This window comes from Candidatus Krumholzibacteriota bacterium, from assembly GCA_034520215.1.
GTDB lineage: Bacteria > Krumholzibacteriota > Krumholzibacteriia > Krumholzibacteriales > WJIX01 > JAGHBT01.
Window position 1 is genome coordinate 260,547 of record JAXHNR010000001.1, and the last position, 18,268, is coordinate 278,814.

Consider the following 18,268-nt stretch of genomic DNA (forward strand, 5'->3'; position numbering starts at 1 on the left):
CTATCTAAGCAGGATCATCTTTCTTGTCCGGGAGTAGTCTTTGGTGTCCATACGGTAGAAATATACACCGCTCGCGACGCTCGCGCCTCTGTTGTTAATTCCGTTCCAGGTCTCTGTGTTAAGACCCTTGTCGCGCACCTCGTTTACAAGTGTGTTTACAAGTCTTCCTGCAACATCATATATCCGAATCGATACATGACCCTCAGCCTTCATATTAAACTCGATAGTAGTACTCGGGTTGAAGGGGTTGGGATAGTTACCATGAAGCTTTGTAAATGCAGGTGTATCCTCTACGTCTGTAATATCTCCGTTTACTCCATTGTCGAAGAAATCGAATACGGATTTCAGGAATTCGTTTCTTACCATGGGACCGTCATCATTATCGTCTCGGATGTGCATAAAGCTGAAGCCGGTTGTTAAAGCCTTTCTGGCATAGCCTCCGGAAGTTGTATCGTCCAGGCTGACGGCTGCATAGTAAGAACTTCCGCCGTAATCGGGGTAGCGCAGAGCGTAATCGGCGTTTGGATTATCAGTCTCTAAAACATCAAAACGGTTGATGAAAGGGCATCCTCCGAAGGCGTAGAAATCTTCCAGTCCGGTTAGAACCGAGCCTGAGGCGGTTGTGATAAGAGGATTAATAATCCCGCCTCCGGCGTTACCTCCGGTAAGAGCGTAATAATTGCCGTCTGTAGGTGTCGCGCCGAGTATTTCTGCCAGGAAGCTCGTGGAGCCTGAATAATTAATATCGCTTACAACATTGTTACCCATAACAAACAGGTTCGTTTTGTGATTATGAGGTGTTCCTGATTCATCCTTTGCCCAGGATTCGAGCAGGGTAGTGTCGTCGTTATCGATAGTTCCCATGCTTAGCCAGCCGGAATCCCATATAATGGTATGGTAAAAGTTACCAAGATTTGCGGCGTCAGTCCGGCTATTCAGTCCGTTTCCCACCGTCGACGAAGGACTCTTGACATCATAGCGGTCCGGATATCCGGTGGAGACAACATCATTTAGGGCCGGATCGAGGTAGTCCTGAACAGTTCCGTTCCAGCTCCCTCTGCCGTCAAAATCATCGACATAAAGGATATCTGTGTTGCCGGTAGGAAGACATGTGAATTCGAATCTCCCGCCGTCCAGAGCGTTTAGCGGCAGGTAGCCTGTCTCGCCATCCAGATCCAGGGCGGAGAAATAGTATTCAACCATGTAGCCCTTTGTAAGGAGTGAGTCATTTAGGTCGAACATATATTTGCCCTGCACCGGCGTCCCGTCATTTGTTCGCGCGGTGTCGCCCTTAAGTTTCGTCCACTCTCCGTCATCTGAGATATAGGTCATCCATGGGTCGGATATCATCTGCGGGCCGTAAAGATCTGGCTTCCCGCCGGTTCCGATATCACTTGCTTTGACATGGAGATAAACGGCTGCGCCTCCTGCTGGATCTTCGTCTAGTCCGCCCGCTATGGGTGAAGTAACAGAAACGACGATTGAATCGCCGGGGTCGATTACGGTGCTGGAAGTGTTAATATTCAGTGCCATATCGGTTCTTACGAAACCGTCCGTGTTATTTGTGGGCGGGAAGTTGTCCTGAAACAGATCCAGATTTCTGTATGACCACTGAGGACCGGAAATATCATAGCGCTGAACAGTGACATTGTCGAACCAGGGTGACGGTGTATGATTTTCACAAGATCCATAGGTTCCACCCCATACATCGCACATATCTACAACCGATAGTGAAATCTGAAGTGTGTCGTTGGGTGATAAAACCAGGCTGCTAATATCATAATATTCATTTCTATATCCTCTTCCCCAGTAATAATAAACGACACCATCGTCCTGCCATTGTATCGGGCAGCCGTTATTTATGTTACGAATACCCCAGGTATGGAAGACCAGGTTATCTAGAGGAAGGTCGAGGTAAGTGTCAAATTTTAAGAGTATACCGCCAAAATCATCCAGCTGATCGGCTGGGATTGTCATATTCTGAACTTCATCGTTGTTTGATGAGTATTTTGTCATTACAATCTCCGGCGAGTAGACCGATTCATTCTGGCACGGCGCTTCAGTGCCTCCGCCGTTAAGACAGAACGGGGTTACATAAAGACCGGGATATTTATTCTGGTCGGCAGGAACCGTTGAACCTTCAAAAAATACGATCTGTGTGTTTAAGTTTTCGTTACATGGATCTCCGTCTAATATCCGCATTCCTTTACGCAGGCCGCTGTACTTGCCGAACGCGGGTCTTGTCTCGGCCTGCCAGATGCCAATGCTGTGATCGCCTACGGAGGCGGATTCAAAATCTTCATAATTGAAGTATCCGGCGCCATCGTAGACTGTAATGCTGTCAATAACAGCCGCGCCGTCGGTTAACCAGAGACCGTCCTCGTCACTCCAGGCTCCGTCTGATGAGAAATGGAAACGAAATCTTGTGTTTCCTCCTACCGACGCTGAGTCTACCGAACATGAATCGATAACGTCACCTATGCCGCCGTACGTTGCAAGGTTTGTCCAGCTTCCGTCGTCATTTTCATATTCGATATATAAATTATCGTAGCCGCCTCCTTCGCAGTCATAGACAAGATGAAATCCCATTGAGAGCGTTCCTTCGAATACTACCTCTTCGGAAACAAGGTACTGCTCCCAGTTGTTTCCGTAACCCGGCGCCGCAGCCCAGGAGCACATATAATAGTCATCGGCGGGGCGGGCGCCGCACCAGATCGACTGGGAACCTTCTATTGCCTCAAGGCGGCCGAAATCTCCGCTTCCCAGGCCGGAGAAATCATCTACGTGGAAAAATGTGTCTGGATCTGCGGTATTATCAACTCTTTCCCAGCCCTGCCAGTCTAGAGTTTCAAAATCGTACCTTACTATATTGTACGTGTCAACAGAGGCGGCCTTATAGAAACCTGGAGCTGTGTCGTCTATTTTCAAGTCTGTTTTTCCGGGAATTTTTATAACAGGTCTGTCGTTTTTCTCTGTATCACGCGCTCTTGACGGGCAGGTAAAGGATGCGACCAAAAACGCGGCCAGAATTAATACTGTGGCTTTTTTCATCTCTCCCCCCTAAGTTTTGAAAAAATAAAATCTCTTTAGTGCCGGGCTGATGGGCGACCGCGTGATGGCAATTTATGCGGGCGTATTCAAGTTCAATGCTTTAATTTTTATAATTAAACATTAAACGGCCGCGCGGAATGCAAAATCTTTTGACCCTTTGATTTATCACCCCCTTCTCCGTGTTTAAATTAATCGTTCCGATCAATGACTGTTTAATGGTTCAGCCAGACTTATAATCGGACTTATTAATCAATTCGAAGCCAATCGCGGGTAATGATAATCTTATAAAAACCCCTTCATTGACCATTTTATCACGGTTTTTGGAATATGTAAAGGACATTTTATGGTGAAGTTTCCCCAATTTTTATAACCCATAAGGTAGTCGATGATTTGTAACAGTATGCGGCTGATTGATATTTTCAAAATCGTTGTCGGTTTCTCGCCGGCCGAGGAAACCGCTGGCTCTGCGCCTCGGGCTCGCTCTTTCTGCCCCTTTGGGCCAGAAATCCTTGCCCGCTCGCCCTCCGGAGGGTTTTGAAAATATCAATCAGCCGCACTCATCAGCAATGAAAGCCCTATTCCACTTACCAATCCTGATAACTGATTGTATCTCGCAATGTTATTACAATACTTGCCGAATTTTCAGAGGGAACTCCAACATTTTATGAAGTAAAGCGTGGCTGAAAGGAGGGTAAGTATATGATTTTATTCAGTTAAGCAGATCAGCGATTTTTCTCAAGATTGCGTATTGACCTTTGTAATTTATAAGCTTAAACTCGCCGGCAGACGGTCAATATGATATTTTTTAAGTAATTGAATATAAGTTTCGGAATAGAAGCAATAACTGTGGGAATTAAATAATATGTCTGAAAGAAACAGGTCCAATGGAGGCAGAGGTTATAAGTTTGCCCTCTGGGGTATTATATCCGCGGCTGTGCTCGTCAGGGCAGTTTATCTCATACAGCTCGGCAAATCCGATCTGCAATGGCTGCTTCCGCTTGATATGCGTTTCTATAGGGAACTGGCCGAAGGATTGTCCGCCGGCGCTTCAATGCCCGGGGGAGCCTTATCTTTCAATCCCCTTTACCCGCTTATCCTTTCTGCTATTTTCCGTGTAGCGGGAAATGGACTACTTGTTCCCAGAATTATTCAGGCTCTGCTGGGTGTTATTACGATCTATCTTCATTATGTTGCCGGGAAGGATATAATGAAGAATTCTAAAGGGACGGGGACTCGCGCCGGAGAACAAGCGGGTATCTTCGCAGCCGCGACCGCTCTTTTATATCCGCATTTCCTGCTGTACGAAGCAAGTCTGCTTGCCACATCTTTTGTAACACTTATTTTTATCTCTTCTTTTATTATAGCTTTAAGAATTGATCTTCATATATCCGGAATTACAGAATTCAAGATTAAAACGGGAAACGGAAGGAAATATTCCGCGGGGTTCTTACTTGGTGTTCTTATGGGGATCGGCGCGCTTGGAAGGCCGAACCTCTTTTTTATACTGATCCCAGCCGTCATAGTATGGCTGTTTTTCAGAAGAACAAGAACTGATAACGGCAGGAAAGCGGCGGTATTCTGCTTTGTGGGAACGGCTATTATCCTTAGTTTGCCGATAGCATTCAATGCTGTAAGGACCGGCCGGCTTATTCCGGTAACCTCTCACGGAGGTATTAATTTTTATATCGGAAACAGACCTGAAGCGGATGGTGTATATAAACCACCCGATGGCATGAGAGCTGATATGAGGGGGCTTTTGGAGGACGCGAAGAAAAGGGCCCGGGAGTTGTCAAATGAAGAACTTACCGGAGAGGAAGTATCTGAATACTGGTTCGGAAGAACGGTAGATGGAATCAGAGAGGATCCCTCCCGCTGGTTAAAACTGCTTGGAAGGAAACTGCTTCTCTTCTGGAATAAGGCGGAGATTCCCGATGTGATTGATATTTCGTTTTATAAAGAGTCCTGCCCGGTAATGAGGCTGTTGTTTATACCTTTCTCTTTCATATCCGTATTGGCGGTAATGGGGTTGGCAGTTATTTTTATAATCAGGAGAAATAGAGCGCTGTTTACAGTCTTTACAGGTTCGTCTGTCTTTTCAGTTATTATTTTCTATATTAATTCAAGATATAGAGTTGTTTCGGTTCCGGTACTTATTCTTTCGGCTTCCGTTTTTTTCTCATGGGCCACGCATCAGGTTAGAAGAAGAAGGTGGAAGAATCTGACTCTTGCAGCGTTTATCGCTCCCGCGCTGTTTTTCGCTGTTGTAAACAGAGATATGGTACAGATAAACAGGAGCGCTATGTACGGGTTTCTAGGAAATCAATATATCTTAAGAGGAAATGAAGAAAAGGCTGAAAAGGCGTATCATAGAGCGTATCAGCTTGATCCGGAGAGGGTTGAGGCCAGAATAAATTACGCCAGAATCTTAAGCAGGCGAGGCAAGTTTGGTAGAGCAATAACACTTTATGAATCAGCATTTAAAGAGTTTCCCGATTTCCCTCACCTGGCTCTTGAATATGCAGTTGTGCTCGAACGGCTGGGCAGGCAGGAAAAGGCGGTTAAATTATTCAGGTACGCCTACAGGGTTGAAAGGGGGAAGGATAGGGTTTTAGCGTGTAAATATCTTTCCAGAGCTGCTTTATCAGAGGGGAATACTGATATGGCTGTATACTGGATAAGAAAAGCACTTGAGATAACGCCCGGTGATCTAAAACTGGTCAAATTACTTAACAGGCTTGAGGGCGGAAGATAATTCTTCTTTTAGTAAGGTATTTAAAGAGAATTGTTTTAGATAGTATATCCTATCGACAGGTAGGTTTGTTTATCAAAGGCGTCTTCGGGATCGAGTTTGAAAGAGATTGAAATATCGGCGGATTTGTAATGTGTTAAAAATCCGAAATGGATGATTGTTCTTTTGCCGTTTGCTAGGCGTCTGTCTATTCCGCCGAGCACGCTCATAAGGTCCTTAAATAAAATAATCCTCGTGCCGGTAAGGACGCGGTTAATCTCCCCTTCCTTAAGGACAAGATCGAATTCAGCTGACACTCTTCCGTAAATATCATTCCTGCTGAGCGCTATATTCCAGCTTGGGCCGATATTCTCACTCCGGGCCGGATAAGAAATCTTACTGTAGATATTTCTTCCAACGATACCAAACCATAATTTTTCTCTCAATCTTGCGGTCCATCCGATATTCAGAGCCATCCCGGAGCAGTCCGCGTTGTCCAGATCGTTCCATCCTCTCAGAATACGGAATGTTACGCCAAGGCTGTTGTAATGATTTATGCTGTAAGCTCCGGAAAACCCCGCGGTACTTTCATTCCATGCTGAGCCTTCAGCGAGATCCAGATCGAGGTGGGAAACGCTCAGGGCGGCTCCCGCTCTGCTGATATTTGTTTTATCGCCGCGGAATATCCTGCTTCCCAGCATTGAAGTTCCGATAGAAAAGGTACTGTAGCTGGCCGGCATCCCGGGTACGGGCTTTGTCGTATTAACCATAGCTCGTCTGGCTGTCATGAAACAGAGATTCGCAGGATTCCAGTAGCTGCTCGCGTCGTTTCTGATAAGAAGTGTGGCAGCTCCCGCCATTCCTTCTCCCTCAGCGTCCCATCCGAGAGGAAGAAATGTCCCGCCCCTCGAACCCTCGCCCGCCCAGACTGAAGTAATAAGCCCGCAAGGGGCAAGCAGTGATAATACCAGAAATATGATTACAGCTTTTTTTTGCTTCATTATTACCTGACTACCGCTATAAAGTTTTTGTCAACGGTTTTACTGTTACTATAATACACTGTAATTACAGCAAGATATGCTCCGTTCCGAACTTCTTCACCATCGTTGTTTAGAAGATCCCATTCCAACTGAAAATAGTTTTGAGGACCAGTTTCTGAGATCGTTCTGACTTCCTCTCCGCTTAGGTCGAATATCTGTATCTTTACCTTTCCCGCCTCACTGGAAGTTGAAATAATAAAGTCGTCCGGTTCGCGGAATGCTTCCGGGAAAAGATTTTTAGAAGAAATCTCATAGGTTACTGATATATGGTTCGATTCATAACTTTCATTTCCCGCTTTGTCAGTGACTTTCGCCCAGATTTCATTTTCACCTTCGGAAAGATAGATATCAGGGCTCGAATTTGAAGAATTTACGGTAGTTGTAAATGTGTCCCCGTCGAACAGGCGGAAGATACTGACGCTGTCAGCGCCGGCATCCAGACCGTTATCGTAGGACAATTCGATTTCTCCTTTGAGAACTGGTGATTGGGGTTGCGCGAGAACAGGGGAGGCCGGCCTGGTTGTGTCTATTTCGAAAGAAATTGAGTTATTCGAACTCTGACCGAAGATGTCTCTTGCGTAAACCTCGAGCGAATAATCACCCTCGATGTAACTGCCCCCGGAATATACTAAATCATATATAACAATATGCCAGACAGTTGTATCGTTTAAGATATAAACCGAGTCGGGAGATATTACCAGACTGTCGTTCCATGTAAAGCCGAGACTGTCAATATCGCTTCTATCGTATATGGTTCCTGTTATCGAGTCCGGGGGATGCTTTGTGTACTTAGGAACCGTCGTTATAAATGATATTTCAGGACTGTCCGCGTCCACGATTATGTGTCCCTGGTCTGTCCCGGTGTTTCCTGCCAGATCTTCTATCGTCACGGATATACTGTAGGTTCCGCTTACCGGGTTTTCAGGTCTCCATTTAAAGCAGTATGAGCTGTCTGAATGGATATCGAGCGTTATCTCCTTGATATTATTTTCAGGGTCTGTTATCAGCGCGGAAGTTTTGCTCCCCTCATTAAATTCCGCTACTGTATAATATATAAGAGCTTTGTCGGTAGTGTCTGTGTCGTCCGGGCTGAAGACTCCCGGTTCAATCCGGTCTATGTGTATATAGGGAGGGGAGGTGTCGACTATTACGGTTCTTCTGATATTGATAACCGTATCCGGACGGGAGGCGTAAAGTTTGAGTAAATATTCAGAATCGGCAAGGATAGCTCCCGACGAGTCTCTTCCTTCCCATTTGTATATATAGTTGCCGGAGTCCGGGTTTGATTCTGAAAGCAGAGTGTCTAAGATTTCTGTTTCCGGTATATTCTCTATTGTTACTACAAGAGTGTCGAAACTACTTGAAAGCGCTATATGCAGGGGGGATTCATCCTTTATTCCATCGCCGTTCGGTGAAATGGAAGGGTAGTCTATTACCATGGCTATTTCGGATGTATGGCCCGCGGCATAGCTGAAGAAAGAAGTAATAAAAAGCGTTAGTACGAATAAGAGTGATCTTTTTATATTCAATGTCGGCTCCCGTTTTGCAATTCTCGTGAATTATAAGAAGATACCAGAGCTGTAGTCAAGATGAAAGAGGATGATCTCGAAATCTTAATTACGTTAAGTCTGGTATTATCTTATCTAACGTAAGTAAATAATGCTGTATTTGTATATGCCGCGCGGTAAATATGCCCAAATCTGAATATCAATCAGCCGCATACTGTTACAAATCATCGACTACCTTAATAGGTTGTAAAAATTGGGAAAACTCCACATAATTTGAGTCTTGAACTCTGGAGATATTTATATTATGGTTGAGTTCCTTTGACCGGTATTTCATGCTTCTTGTTAATTTATGAAAAAGGATTCCGGAGGTAAGATTTGGCAGCTGAGGTAATATTCCAACTCATAGGGGGATTGGGCTTTTTCCTTTTTGGAATTAGATTCATGTCTGAGGCTCTAGGCAGAGTTTCGAGCAACAAATTTAAGAATATTGTTTCATACCTTACCGCCAATAGATTTATCGCGTTTTCCGTCGGCGCGGGGCTGACCGCTCTTATTCAGAGCAGCAGCGCCATGACGGTTATGGTGATCGGTTTTATCAACGCGGGGCTTCTTACACTCAGACAGGCTATACCGGTTGTGATAGGGTCGAATATAGGAACTACATTCACAGCCTGGCTTGTCAGTTTCTTCGCTGTCTTCAAAATTACTCATTACGCCCTGCCCGCGGTAGGCGTTGGTTTCTTCCTCATGCTGACCTGCAAAACCGGAAGAAGCAGAAGATGGGGTGAAGTACTCTTTGGATTCGGTGTTCTTTTTGTAGGGATCGGGTTTATGAAAGAGGCTTTCGCGCCTCTGCAGTCCTCCGTACAGATCAAAAATATTATGGTAAAGTTCAGTGAATATCCAATCCTGGGCGTAGCTGTCGGAACTGCTATAACAATGCTGTTTCAGAGCAGCAGCGCGACTATTGCCCTTGTTCAGGTACTGGCGCTTAAAGGTCTTATCGGATTTCCCGCTACGTTACCGCTGATTCTCGGCGATAATATTGGGACTACCCTTACAGCCCAAATCGCGAGAATAGGCGGAAACACAGACAGCAAGCGGATAGCCTGGGTTCATACTCTTTTCAATGTTATAGGCACGGCTTATATGCTTGTGTTGATATATCTTGGGGTATACCAGAACTTTATCGAATGGATTATACCGGGACAGGTAACAACTGGTAATATCATGTTTCATATAGCGCTTTCTCATTCCGTATTTAACGTATTTAATTCAGTTATATTCCTGCCGATTGTAATATGGCTCGAGAGACTGGTTGTCGCAATTGTCAAGGAGCACCCGGATGAAATTCATATGGAGCCGCAATACCTCGAGAGGCATCTTATTGAAACCCCAGCGCTCGCCCTTGAACAGAGCAGAAAAGAGATTATGAGAATGCTCCATCTTGCCGCATCGGGATTCAATGATGCCGTTGATATGGTAATGGAAAACAATTACAAGTTGGCCGGGAAAGTGGCACAGAAAGAAGACGCCGTTGATAATCTGCAGGCGGAAATTACGAAATATCTAATAGAAATTTCTGTCAAGGATTTAGATAAGGACCAAGCGCGGATGATCCCGGTCTTTATACATTCGGTCAATGATATAGAAAGAATTGCCGATCAGGCTGAGAATATTGCGGAGCTTATTGAAAGGAGACCGAATAAAGGCCTGCTGTTTTCCGAGTTTGCCCGTGAAGAGCTTAGAAAGATGATTAAGGTTGTTAAGGGAATGATCGAAGATATTTCCGGCGGTCTTGAGGACAGCGAATTGTATCACGCGTATGACGCGCTGGAAAAAGAAGAAAAACTGAATGAAATGCAGATAGATTTCCGTGAGAAACACATAAAGAGATTAAAAAAGAAATCATGCGATATTCTAGCCGGACTTGTCTTTACAGATTTTGTTGATTCACTAGAGAAGATCGGCGATCATCTTTCTAATATTGCGAAGGGCCTCCAACGCGGCTTTAAGTGGAAGTAGACCGGAGGGGCTGGGGAAGAGTTTACAGGTTCGATTCTTTTTCTTTTTTTGCCTTGATTTTTTTTATGTGATAACTGGCCGGAGACATTGGGTTTATATTCTTACACTTTTCCAGATAGTAAACGGCTTCCTCATATTTTCCGAGTTTTTCCATTACAATACCCATTATGAAATAGGTTCTGGCGGTAATTGTTGGATTCCTGAGAGCCCTTGAAAGTAATTTTCTCGCTTCCCTGTAGTTTCCTTCATCCAATTCGATTGTTGCCAGGTTTGTGTATCCCTCACATCTGTAGGGCGAGAGTTTAATCGCTTCGCGGTAGTTCTCCATTGCCGCTTCAATATTGCCGTTTTTCTGAAGCTCGGATCCTCTGTTGAGTGTTGCCGAGGCAAGATTGTCCTTGTATATTCTATTGTCTGGATCAAGCGAGAGAGCCCGGTTGTACGCAGTTACCGCTCTTGAAAACTTCTTTGAGTGGTTGTAGGCGTAACCGAGCTTGGTCCAATAGGAAGCGCTGTCAGGGAAACGGGATGTCAATTTTTCGAGAATTGGAACGGCTTCATTATACCATCTTATTTCTATATATGTTTCCGCGAGTCTGAAGCGGTAGTGATGGTTCTGGGGGTTCAGCTCCGCCGCTTTAGTAAAAAAGCTTACAGCCTCATAATATTCTTCCTGATCGAATCTTATTTCAGCAAGTTTGTAATACGCTCTGTCGTTTTCCGGATCTTTTTCAGCCGCCCGGCTGTAGTATTCAGCCGCTTTTTCGATATTGTAATTATCCCGCGCTGATTCCGCTATGATATATTCACCTCTGCCTTCAGAAAGAGGGAGAGACAAAAGACGCTGCTCGGCAGTTTTCAAGGATGAGCCTGTAAGTACTATTGGCAGCAGGTGAATTAAACCGGATATCGTTATGAGCAGAGTCATCTTAAAGACAAGGGATATATCTCTTGTCTTTTTGATTTCTGCGGCAAAGTATAGAGTAAACACAGGTGCCGTGGCAAAAAGGGCAGACCACTTTAATCCGTTGTCCACAGAACCGCTTGCTATGATAATAACAAGGATGGCCGAAATAATGTTCGTTGTAACTAATTTGTGCTGCCTGTCAGTGTTTCTATTTCCTTTTTCTTTTATCAATGATCGGATGAGTAGAAAAAGAGCCGCGAGGAAGATCGGGCCCGCTAAAACCAAGCCATTAGTTATATTGAGGAGTGACTTTGTAAGTGTCCATGTTTGAAAGGGCGGGGTTAAGAATGCGGATATGTATTTAGCGGGGCCGGCGTATTCTGATATCACGGGAAGAATTATTTCACCCGCAATCCACAGAATTATAAATATCCCGGACGCTATCACCGCGTGCCCTTTTTTATCTTTTGAAATAAAGGCGGATATTAAAATGTATATAAACCCGGGCAAAAGGTAGATTGCTGAAGGATGGGAAAAGATGGAAAGCAACAAGAGTAGCGCAGGCGTTATTAGAGACACCTTTTTTTTAATATATTTAAGAGCGGCTATTACGTATAGAAATGAAAAGAGGACTGTCGGGGGAATATTGCCGCCGCCGAAGAAGACCGCGAAACAGCCGTTTGATACAAACAAAAGAGTTAATAAAATTCTTCCCCGATAAGATTTCTCAAATATTATGCCGGTAACTGAGTAGGCGCCCGCGATAAATATAAGTCCCGAGATTATACTTGTAAGATTAAGCGAAGCCGCGCTGCCGGCAAGGAAGATGGTATTTGTAACGCGGTAGAAGAGCTGATTTATCGCGGTGGGAACAAAAGAACCCGGAAGGTTGACCGCGCCCCGGGCAATTGCTTTTGCTGTTGAGTTTATATCTCCGTGCAGGGGTGCTTTAACTCTGAAGAGCCACATAAGAACCGCTGAAACCGACAAGATAAGTGTAAAATACAGAGATTTATTAAGAGTGCGGCCGGCAGATTTTTTTTTGATAAATTCTGAAGGTTTGGAAGTGATAAATATCACAGATATAAGTGATAATATCACGAGGCCGGCAAGGGAAACAGAAGACCACCAGCTTGCCGCCCACAGGGTGTCCGGACAAATAAACGACGCGAGCAGCATCAGTAAAATAAAGATAAAATGAGCAGAAGTTGTAGAAATAGACATCAGCTATTCTCTAATCTCCGGTCTTGTTTTTAATTCATTCTCGGATTTTCCTACAATTAGGGCGCACGAACTGTCGCCTGTAATATTTACCACTGTACGGCACATGTCAAGCAGCCGGTCGACTCCCAGGATAAGGGCAATTCCCTCAAGGGGAACTCCGATAGTTTCAAGAACCATCGCGAGAGTTATTATGCCAATTCCAGGCACGCCGGCCGCTCCTATTGACGCGAGTGTCGCCATAAGAACGATTGTGAGTTGATCTGTAAACCCCAGCCCGATTCCATATACCTGAGCGATGAATATCGCCGCCACACCCTGGTAGAGCGCTGTGCCGTCCATATTTATTGTAGCGCCCAGGGGGAGCACGAAGCTTGAAATATTTTCCGAGATACCGAGATTCTCTTCGCAGCATTCCATTGTAACCGGCAGAGTGGCGCTGCTGGAAGAGGTGGAAAAAGCTATCAGTTGAGCCGGTCTTATCCCCTTCATGAATTCGATTGGGCTTACGCGGGAAAAGATTCGGATTGCCGTAAAGTAGGTTATGACAACATGAAGTCCCAGGCCGACGATGACTATAATCGAATATTTGAGAAGGGAAAGCAGAATGTCAGCTCCGAATTTTCCCACTACGACCGCGATAAGGGCAAAAACTCCAATGGGAGCTATTTTCATAACTATATGCACGGTTTTCATCATGGTTTCACTCATCGAAGTAAAGAAATCGATGAGAGGTTTACCCTTGGTTGAGGGTATCATTGTAGAGGCGATCCCAAGAAGTATGGCGAAAAAGATTATCTGGAGCATATTGGCTTCAGCTAAGCTTTCAATGGGATTACCCGGAACAATTTGAACAATAGTGTCAAAGATATCCGGTTTTTTAGAAGCGATATCTATTTTTTCAGTCGCGGCTGATTTCTGTGAAACCATAAGTTTCTCTTTTGTAGTTTCATCGATGTTGCTCCCCGGGGTGAATATATTTCCGAGCAGTAGCCCGATGGTTATGGCGATTGCCGTGGTACAGAGGTAATAACCTATTGTCTTTGCTCCAATTCGGCTTAGTTTCCTTATATCTCCAAGACTGGCAGTGCCGACGAAGAGAGAAGAAAAAACCAGAGGAACCACGATCATTCGTATAAGACGGAGAAAGATATCTCCCGCGGGTTTGATCATTTCCGAGTTCGGGCCGAGAATCAGCCCCGCGGGAATACCTGCCAGTAATCCAATAAGTATCTTAGTGTGAAGAGGGGAATCTATTAATCTTTTCAATATTTTCATGGGGCAACCTCAATGCCAAATACCTGCAATATTGTATGCCTACTCATTTCAAGTAGCAAGTATAAAAAAATTGGAGTTTCCCCAATTTTTATAACCTATAAGGTAGTCGATGATATGTAATAGTATGCGTGAAAACGTAAAACCATTATATTTTCATCGATTCTGGCCCAAACTCTGCTTATGGATAATCTTCGGACAATTGATTCAAGGATTATTTTTACGCGGGATATGTTAATTAAGTTTTTTATAAAAGAAATCTTGAAATTCTCGCAGAAAGGTTTCAATCTTCTGGTATAAAGAAATTCAAGGGCTATAGCTTTTTTATAAAGCGGAAGTTTTTATTTACGTGATTGCGGCTCGGAATTCCATAAAGGGCCTTAGGGAGTAGAATAGAAAAATTATAAACAGGAATGTGAGGTAAAATGCTTGTTAACGATTTGCTTGAAAAAAGCGCCGAGCGTTTTCCCGATAAAAACGCCGTATGGTTTAAGGGTGAAACAAGAACTTATTCTGAAATTCTTAATATGTCCAGGAAAGTAAGTGGTTATCTGGCGGATCATAATATAGAGCGCGCAGACAGAGTCGCCGTACTTATTGAGAATTCCCATGACCATATCATAGCGTATTTCGGGGTTCTCTTCGCGGGATGCGTGTCGGTAAGTCTCAATACTCAGACTACCACGGAGGCTTTGATCTATCTCCTCAATAACAGTGACGCCAAGGCAATTATTACAACAGGCAAATATTCAAAGCAGTTACTGCCGGCTCTTAAGAAATGTCCGAAAATAAAAGAAATTATAATAGATCAAGAGGACCTTTCAGGGTATAAAAAAATAGGTCATTGTAACACAGTTTCACTGGCTGATGTTTATAAAGGTGAAGCCGCGAAAAATGATGTGCGTTCTATTGATATTGATCTCGCCGAGATAGTATACACGTCGGGAAGCACGGGAAATCCTAAGGGTGTAATGCTTACTCACTTAAACCTGGTGAGTAATATGAGATCGATTGTCAGTTACGCCCATCTGTCAGAAGATGACAGCATTCTTGTTGTTCTGCCTTTTTATTATATTTACGGGAAATCGCTCCTTCTGACTCATTTTCTCGTGGGAGGAACAGTTATTATCGATAATAACTTCCTTTATCCTAATCAGGTGCTCGCTACCATGAAAAAGCAGAAAGCGACGGGATTTGCGGGGGTTCCCTCAACTTTCATGATCCTTCTCGACCGCTCTTCAGTTAGGAAGTATTCATTCGATTCACTTCGTTATCTTATGCAGGCAGGGGGGGCGATGGCTCCTTCTGTCCAGAGGGAAGTGAAAGAGGTTTTTTCTCCCGCTAAGCTCTACATTATGTACGGAGCTACCGAGGCCGCCCCCAGACTCTCTTATCTTGAACCTGATCGGCTTGATGACAAGCTCGGCTCTATTGGAAAAGCGGTTGATAATGTTGATTTACTGCTGGTTGACGATAATGGAAATCCCGTTCCCCCGGGGGAGGTGGGAGAAATTGCCGCCAGGGGATCGAATATCATGCGGGGTTACTGGAAAGACCCGGAAGGAACGGCGGAAGTATTGCGCAATGGTTTGTACTATACCGGCGATCTCGCTAAGATTGACGATGAAGGTTTCTTTTTTGTAGTGGGAAGAAGCAAAGATATTATAAAGGTAAAGGGATTTAGAGTAAGCGCCAAGGAGATTGAAGAAAAGATCCTCGAACTGAATGAAGTTCACGAAACCGCTGTTATAGGCGTTGATGATGATATATTGGGGGAGGCGGTAAAAGCCTTTATTGTACCCCGTTCAGAAGGTGACTGTGATAGTGATATGATCGAAAAATACCTCAGAGAAAATTTACCGCAGTATAAACTGCCTAAATTTATAGAGTTTCGCAGGAAACTGCCGAAGAATAAATCAGGCAAAATCTTGAAACAGAAATTGAAGGAAGAAATAAGCGGCGATGAATAAGCAAAAAGCAGCTATTATATATTTTATGTTTATAACACTGGCCGCTTCCGGATGCTCTTCAGGCGAACCGGCCTATGAGAAATTAAGAGAGAGGATGGTAAGCAAACAGATAACAGCCAGGGGACTTACAGATTCTCTTGTAATTTCTTCCATGCTTGAAGTTCAAAGACATCTCTTCGTGCCTGCCAGATTTAAGATGAACGCCTATGTTGACAGCCCTCTTCCGATAGGACTGAATCAGACTATTTCTCAGCCGTATATTGTGGCGCTTATGACATCTTCACTTAATTTGAAGGGAAGTGAGAGGGTGCTGGAAATTGGAACGGGGTCCGGATACCAGGCAGCTGTTCTGGCTAATATTGCTGATTCTGTTTACAGTATTGAAATCATTCCCGAGCTCGCGGCAAGAGCTGAAGCGCTTCTTGATACTCTGGAATATGATAATGTACAAGTCAGAGCCGGTGACGGGTATGACGGGTGGCCCGGCAAAGCTCCATTTGACGCGATTATAGTAACCGCCGCCGCGCCCAGAATTCCAGAGAAGCTTGCTGGGCAGCTGCGCGAAGGAGGAAGATTAGTTATTCCGGTCGGAGATTTTATGCAGCACCTGAATGTGTATAATAAGGTGGACGGAGAACTGAAATTGATCCAGTCCTCTCCGGTAAGGTTTGTGCCCATGACAGGCAAGATAAGGGATTGATTATCGTATGAAAAAGAAAGAGCTTGAGGAGCTGAAAGATTGGTTCGCGATGTATGTTCAAACCTTCAAAGCCTCCGGGTATGGAGAACTGGAAAATATTGTTCTTAAAGAGAAGCACTCGAGGAGGGTAAGTAAAGAGGCGCTGGAAATGGGAGCTCAGATGGGAGCAGATGCTGAGAAGCTTCATCTTATTGAGGCTATCGGGCTTCTTCACGATGTTGGAAGATTTGAGCAGTTTGTAAGATATGGAACATTCGTTGACGCCGAGTCGGTTGACCACGCGGAGTTTGGCGTTGAGATTCTTAAAAGAAGAGCTATTCTTGATCGTCTTGACCGAAAGGAACAGGAGATTGTTTTTTGCGCGATATTACATCATAACAAGTTTTCTCTGCCGAAAGGTGAACCGGAAGAATGCCTGTTCTATCTTAAGTTACTGAGAGACGCGGACAAACTGGATATATGGAATGTTATGATCGATTATTATTCAAATGGGGACAGCTATTCTAACGAAGCTGTTGGCCTCGGCCTTCCTGATACCGAAGGTATCTCTCTGGAAATCCTGGATGATCTTCATGAAGGGAGGACGGTAAGGTCCTCGGAATTAAAGAACCAGAATGATTTTAAACTCCTTCAGATCAGCTGGATATACGGAATTAATTTTAGCTGCGCGCTCAAACGGGTATTAAAAAGAGGATATATCGAAAGTGTGCGTTCCTTCCTGCCCGAAAGCGACCAAATCGATGATGCTGTTTCAGAAGCAATAGCCAGGGCTGAAAAGAGAGTTCAGTCAATAGAGCATAAGTAGAAATTTCCCCTTAAAATCAGGGCAACATTCTAGAAACTCCAAGACATAAAAGTTTTTAGAACTAAATCCCTCAGGTCTGTTAATTTTTATTCTATTTCAGAGCCGGATATGATATCTGGAATCTGAGTTTATAGTAGACGCGGGTTATCAGGAGTACTGCAGCCAGATAAGGTATATATAGTTTGAATATAACGCCGGCCGCGATTGAGAATATCAATGTCGATATCTTGGCCGGCAGAAGAATTCTTTTTTCAGACAGGGCTTTTATTTTTGAAAAGAGGGGAAATAAAAAGAAAGGCAGGGAAAAGAGAGACGCGTACATGGCTGTTTTATTTTCAACTATAATGGCGGCGGCAACGGAAAGGGCCATAAGTATTAGAGATATGATCACTCCTGCCCGCTGTTCGAGAATTACCCCGCTTGTTTTAAGTTTACTTTTCCTGTCGCCTTCCGTGTCGGCGATTGTTGTTATAAGGTGGACAGAGGCTACGGCTAGAGGATACGGAAGGAGAATTTCCCATCCTTCAATTCGGCCGGAGACCACCATCCATCCGGCAAGTGTGTTAAGAATACCGCTGCCGAGGGCGTTTGAAGCTATATCGAGAACGGGCCTTCTTTTAAATCTGAGCGGTTCAATCGAATAAGCAAGCCCCAGCATTAAGCTGAGGATGAGAATAATTATAAATCTTCCGGGAAGAAGAAGGGCGGCTGTGATAAATGAAACGAGTATAAGGATAAAAGTTTCTGTCCAGGCGGCTTTTACTTTTATAATACCTCGCGGAATCAGGAAGAGTTTGTTGTTGGCAAGATCCGTTTCTTTGTCTGTTATCTGGTTAATTATATAAACGGCTCCAAGCAGAGCGGTGAATGACAAAATTCCGTAGAGAAGAAGATGATTTCCCGTTGATTTTCCGGCTATATCTGCTCCGTGATAAGCGCCCAGAAGAAAAAATGTCCACACGGGGATTAGAATTATCGGACGAAGAAGAAATATATAGTCGGGCGGTAAGCTTTTTTTCTCTGTTGTTAAGCTCAACT

At 44.3% G+C, this 18,268-nt stretch carries 11 protein-coding genes; 5 read left to right on the forward strand and 6 right to left on the reverse strand.

Annotated features, from left to right (window positions below; all coding sequences use genetic code 11):
* Complete coding sequence (locus tag U5O15_01105; protein MDZ7859261.1) at positions 1-3,051, reverse strand: T9SS type A sorting domain-containing protein; 3,051 nt, start codon at positions 3,049-3,051, stop codon at positions 1-3.
* A gap of 862 nt (positions 3,052-3,913) precedes the next feature.
* On the opposite strand from U5O15_01105, the gene U5O15_01110 reads away from it, so the two are divergent.
* The gene (locus tag U5O15_01110; protein ID MDZ7859262.1) at positions 3,914-5,803 is read left to right on the forward strand and encodes a tetratricopeptide repeat protein; all 1,890 of its coding nucleotides are present in this window, start codon (positions 3,914-3,916) and stop codon (positions 5,801-5,803) included.
* A 35-nt stretch (positions 5,804-5,838) separates the two neighbouring features.
* Here the strand turns inward: U5O15_01110 and U5O15_01115 are convergent, their stop codons facing one another.
* Both U5O15_01115 and U5O15_01120 read right to left on the reverse strand, forming a co-directional pair.
* A complete protein-coding gene (locus U5O15_01115; protein MDZ7859263.1) occupies positions 5,839-6,780 on the reverse strand; it encodes a hypothetical protein in 942 nt (313 codons plus the stop codon).
* A 2-nt stretch (positions 6,781-6,782) separates the two neighbouring features.
* Positions 6,783-8,348 (reverse strand): FlgD immunoglobulin-like domain containing protein, encoded by a 1,566-nt coding sequence (locus U5O15_01120; GenBank protein ID MDZ7859264.1) that lies wholly within the window; start codon positions 8,346-8,348, stop codon positions 6,783-6,785.
* Between the two features lie 354 nt (positions 8,349-8,702).
* Here U5O15_01120 and U5O15_01125 point away from each other — a divergent pair, with 354 nt between their 5' ends.
* Entirely contained in the window at positions 8,703-10,352 is a 1,650-nt protein-coding gene (locus U5O15_01125) for a Na/Pi cotransporter family protein (protein ID MDZ7859265.1), read from the forward strand.
* 22 nt (positions 10,353-10,374) lie between these two features.
* Here U5O15_01125 and U5O15_01130 read toward each other — a convergent pair whose 3' ends face one another.
* Together U5O15_01130 and U5O15_01135 are read right to left on the reverse strand one after the other, a co-directional pair.
* Positions 10,375-12,483, reverse strand: a complete 2,109-nt coding sequence (locus U5O15_01130) for a tetratricopeptide repeat protein (protein ID MDZ7859266.1) — start codon at positions 12,481-12,483, stop codon at positions 10,375-10,377.
* Positions 12,484-12,486: 3 nt separating this feature from the next.
* Entirely contained in the window at positions 12,487-13,758 is a 1,272-nt protein-coding gene (locus U5O15_01135) for a dicarboxylate/amino acid:cation symporter (protein MDZ7859267.1), read from the reverse strand.
* Positions 13,759-14,180: 422 nt separating this feature from the next.
* Here U5O15_01135 and U5O15_01140 point away from each other — a divergent pair, with 422 nt between their 5' ends.
* The 3 genes from U5O15_01140 to U5O15_01150 are packed head-to-tail and all read left to right on the forward strand — an operon-like array spanning position 14,181 to position 17,230.
* Entirely contained in the window at positions 14,181-15,725 is a 1,545-nt protein-coding gene (locus tag U5O15_01140; protein ID MDZ7859268.1) for an AMP-binding protein, read from the forward strand.
* Positions 15,718-16,425, forward strand: coding sequence for a protein-L-isoaspartate(D-aspartate) O-methyltransferase (locus U5O15_01145; GenBank protein ID MDZ7859269.1), 708 nt, complete (start codon positions 15,718-15,720; stop codon positions 16,423-16,425). Before U5O15_01140 ends, U5O15_01145 begins: the two co-directional genes overlap by 8 nt.
* A gap of 7 nt (positions 16,426-16,432) precedes the next feature.
* Positions 16,433-17,230, forward strand: coding sequence for an HD domain-containing protein (locus U5O15_01150; GenBank protein ID MDZ7859270.1), 798 nt, complete (start codon positions 16,433-16,435; stop codon positions 17,228-17,230).
* A 91-nt stretch (positions 17,231-17,321) separates the two neighbouring features.
* Here U5O15_01150 and U5O15_01155 read toward each other — a convergent pair whose 3' ends face one another.
* Positions 17,322-18,266, reverse strand: a complete 945-nt coding sequence (locus U5O15_01155; protein MDZ7859271.1) for a UbiA family prenyltransferase — start codon at positions 18,264-18,266, stop codon at positions 17,322-17,324.
* Between the last annotated feature and the right edge of the window lie 2 nt (positions 18,267-18,268).

Bases quoted from the DNA above. Each gene is read 5' to 3' on its own strand.
- U5O15_01115 (MDZ7859263.1), bottom strand. From the start codon at position 6,780: ATGAAGCAAAAAAAAGCTGTAATCATATTTCTGGTATTATCACTGCTT.
- U5O15_01140 (MDZ7859268.1), top strand. From the start codon at position 14,181: ATGCTTGTTAACGATTTGCTTGAAAAAAGCGCCGAGCGTTTTCCCGAT.
- U5O15_01105 (MDZ7859261.1), bottom strand. From the start codon at position 3,051: ATGAAAAAAGCCACAGTATTAATTCTGGCCGCGTTTTTGGTCGCATCC.
- U5O15_01150 (MDZ7859270.1), top strand. From the start codon at position 16,433: ATGAAAAAGAAAGAGCTTGAGGAGCTGAAAGATTGGTTCGCGATGTAT.
- U5O15_01135 (MDZ7859267.1), bottom strand. From the start codon at position 13,758: ATGAAAATATTGAAAAGATTAATAGATTCCCCTCTTCACACTAAGATA.
- U5O15_01130 (MDZ7859266.1), bottom strand. From the start codon at position 12,483: ATGTCTATTTCTACAACTTCTGCTCATTTTATCTTTATTTTACTGATG.
- U5O15_01110 (MDZ7859262.1), top strand. From the start codon at position 3,914: ATGTCTGAAAGAAACAGGTCCAATGGAGGCAGAGGTTATAAGTTTGCC.
- U5O15_01145 (MDZ7859269.1), top strand. From the start codon at position 15,718: ATGAATAAGCAAAAAGCAGCTATTATATATTTTATGTTTATAACACTG.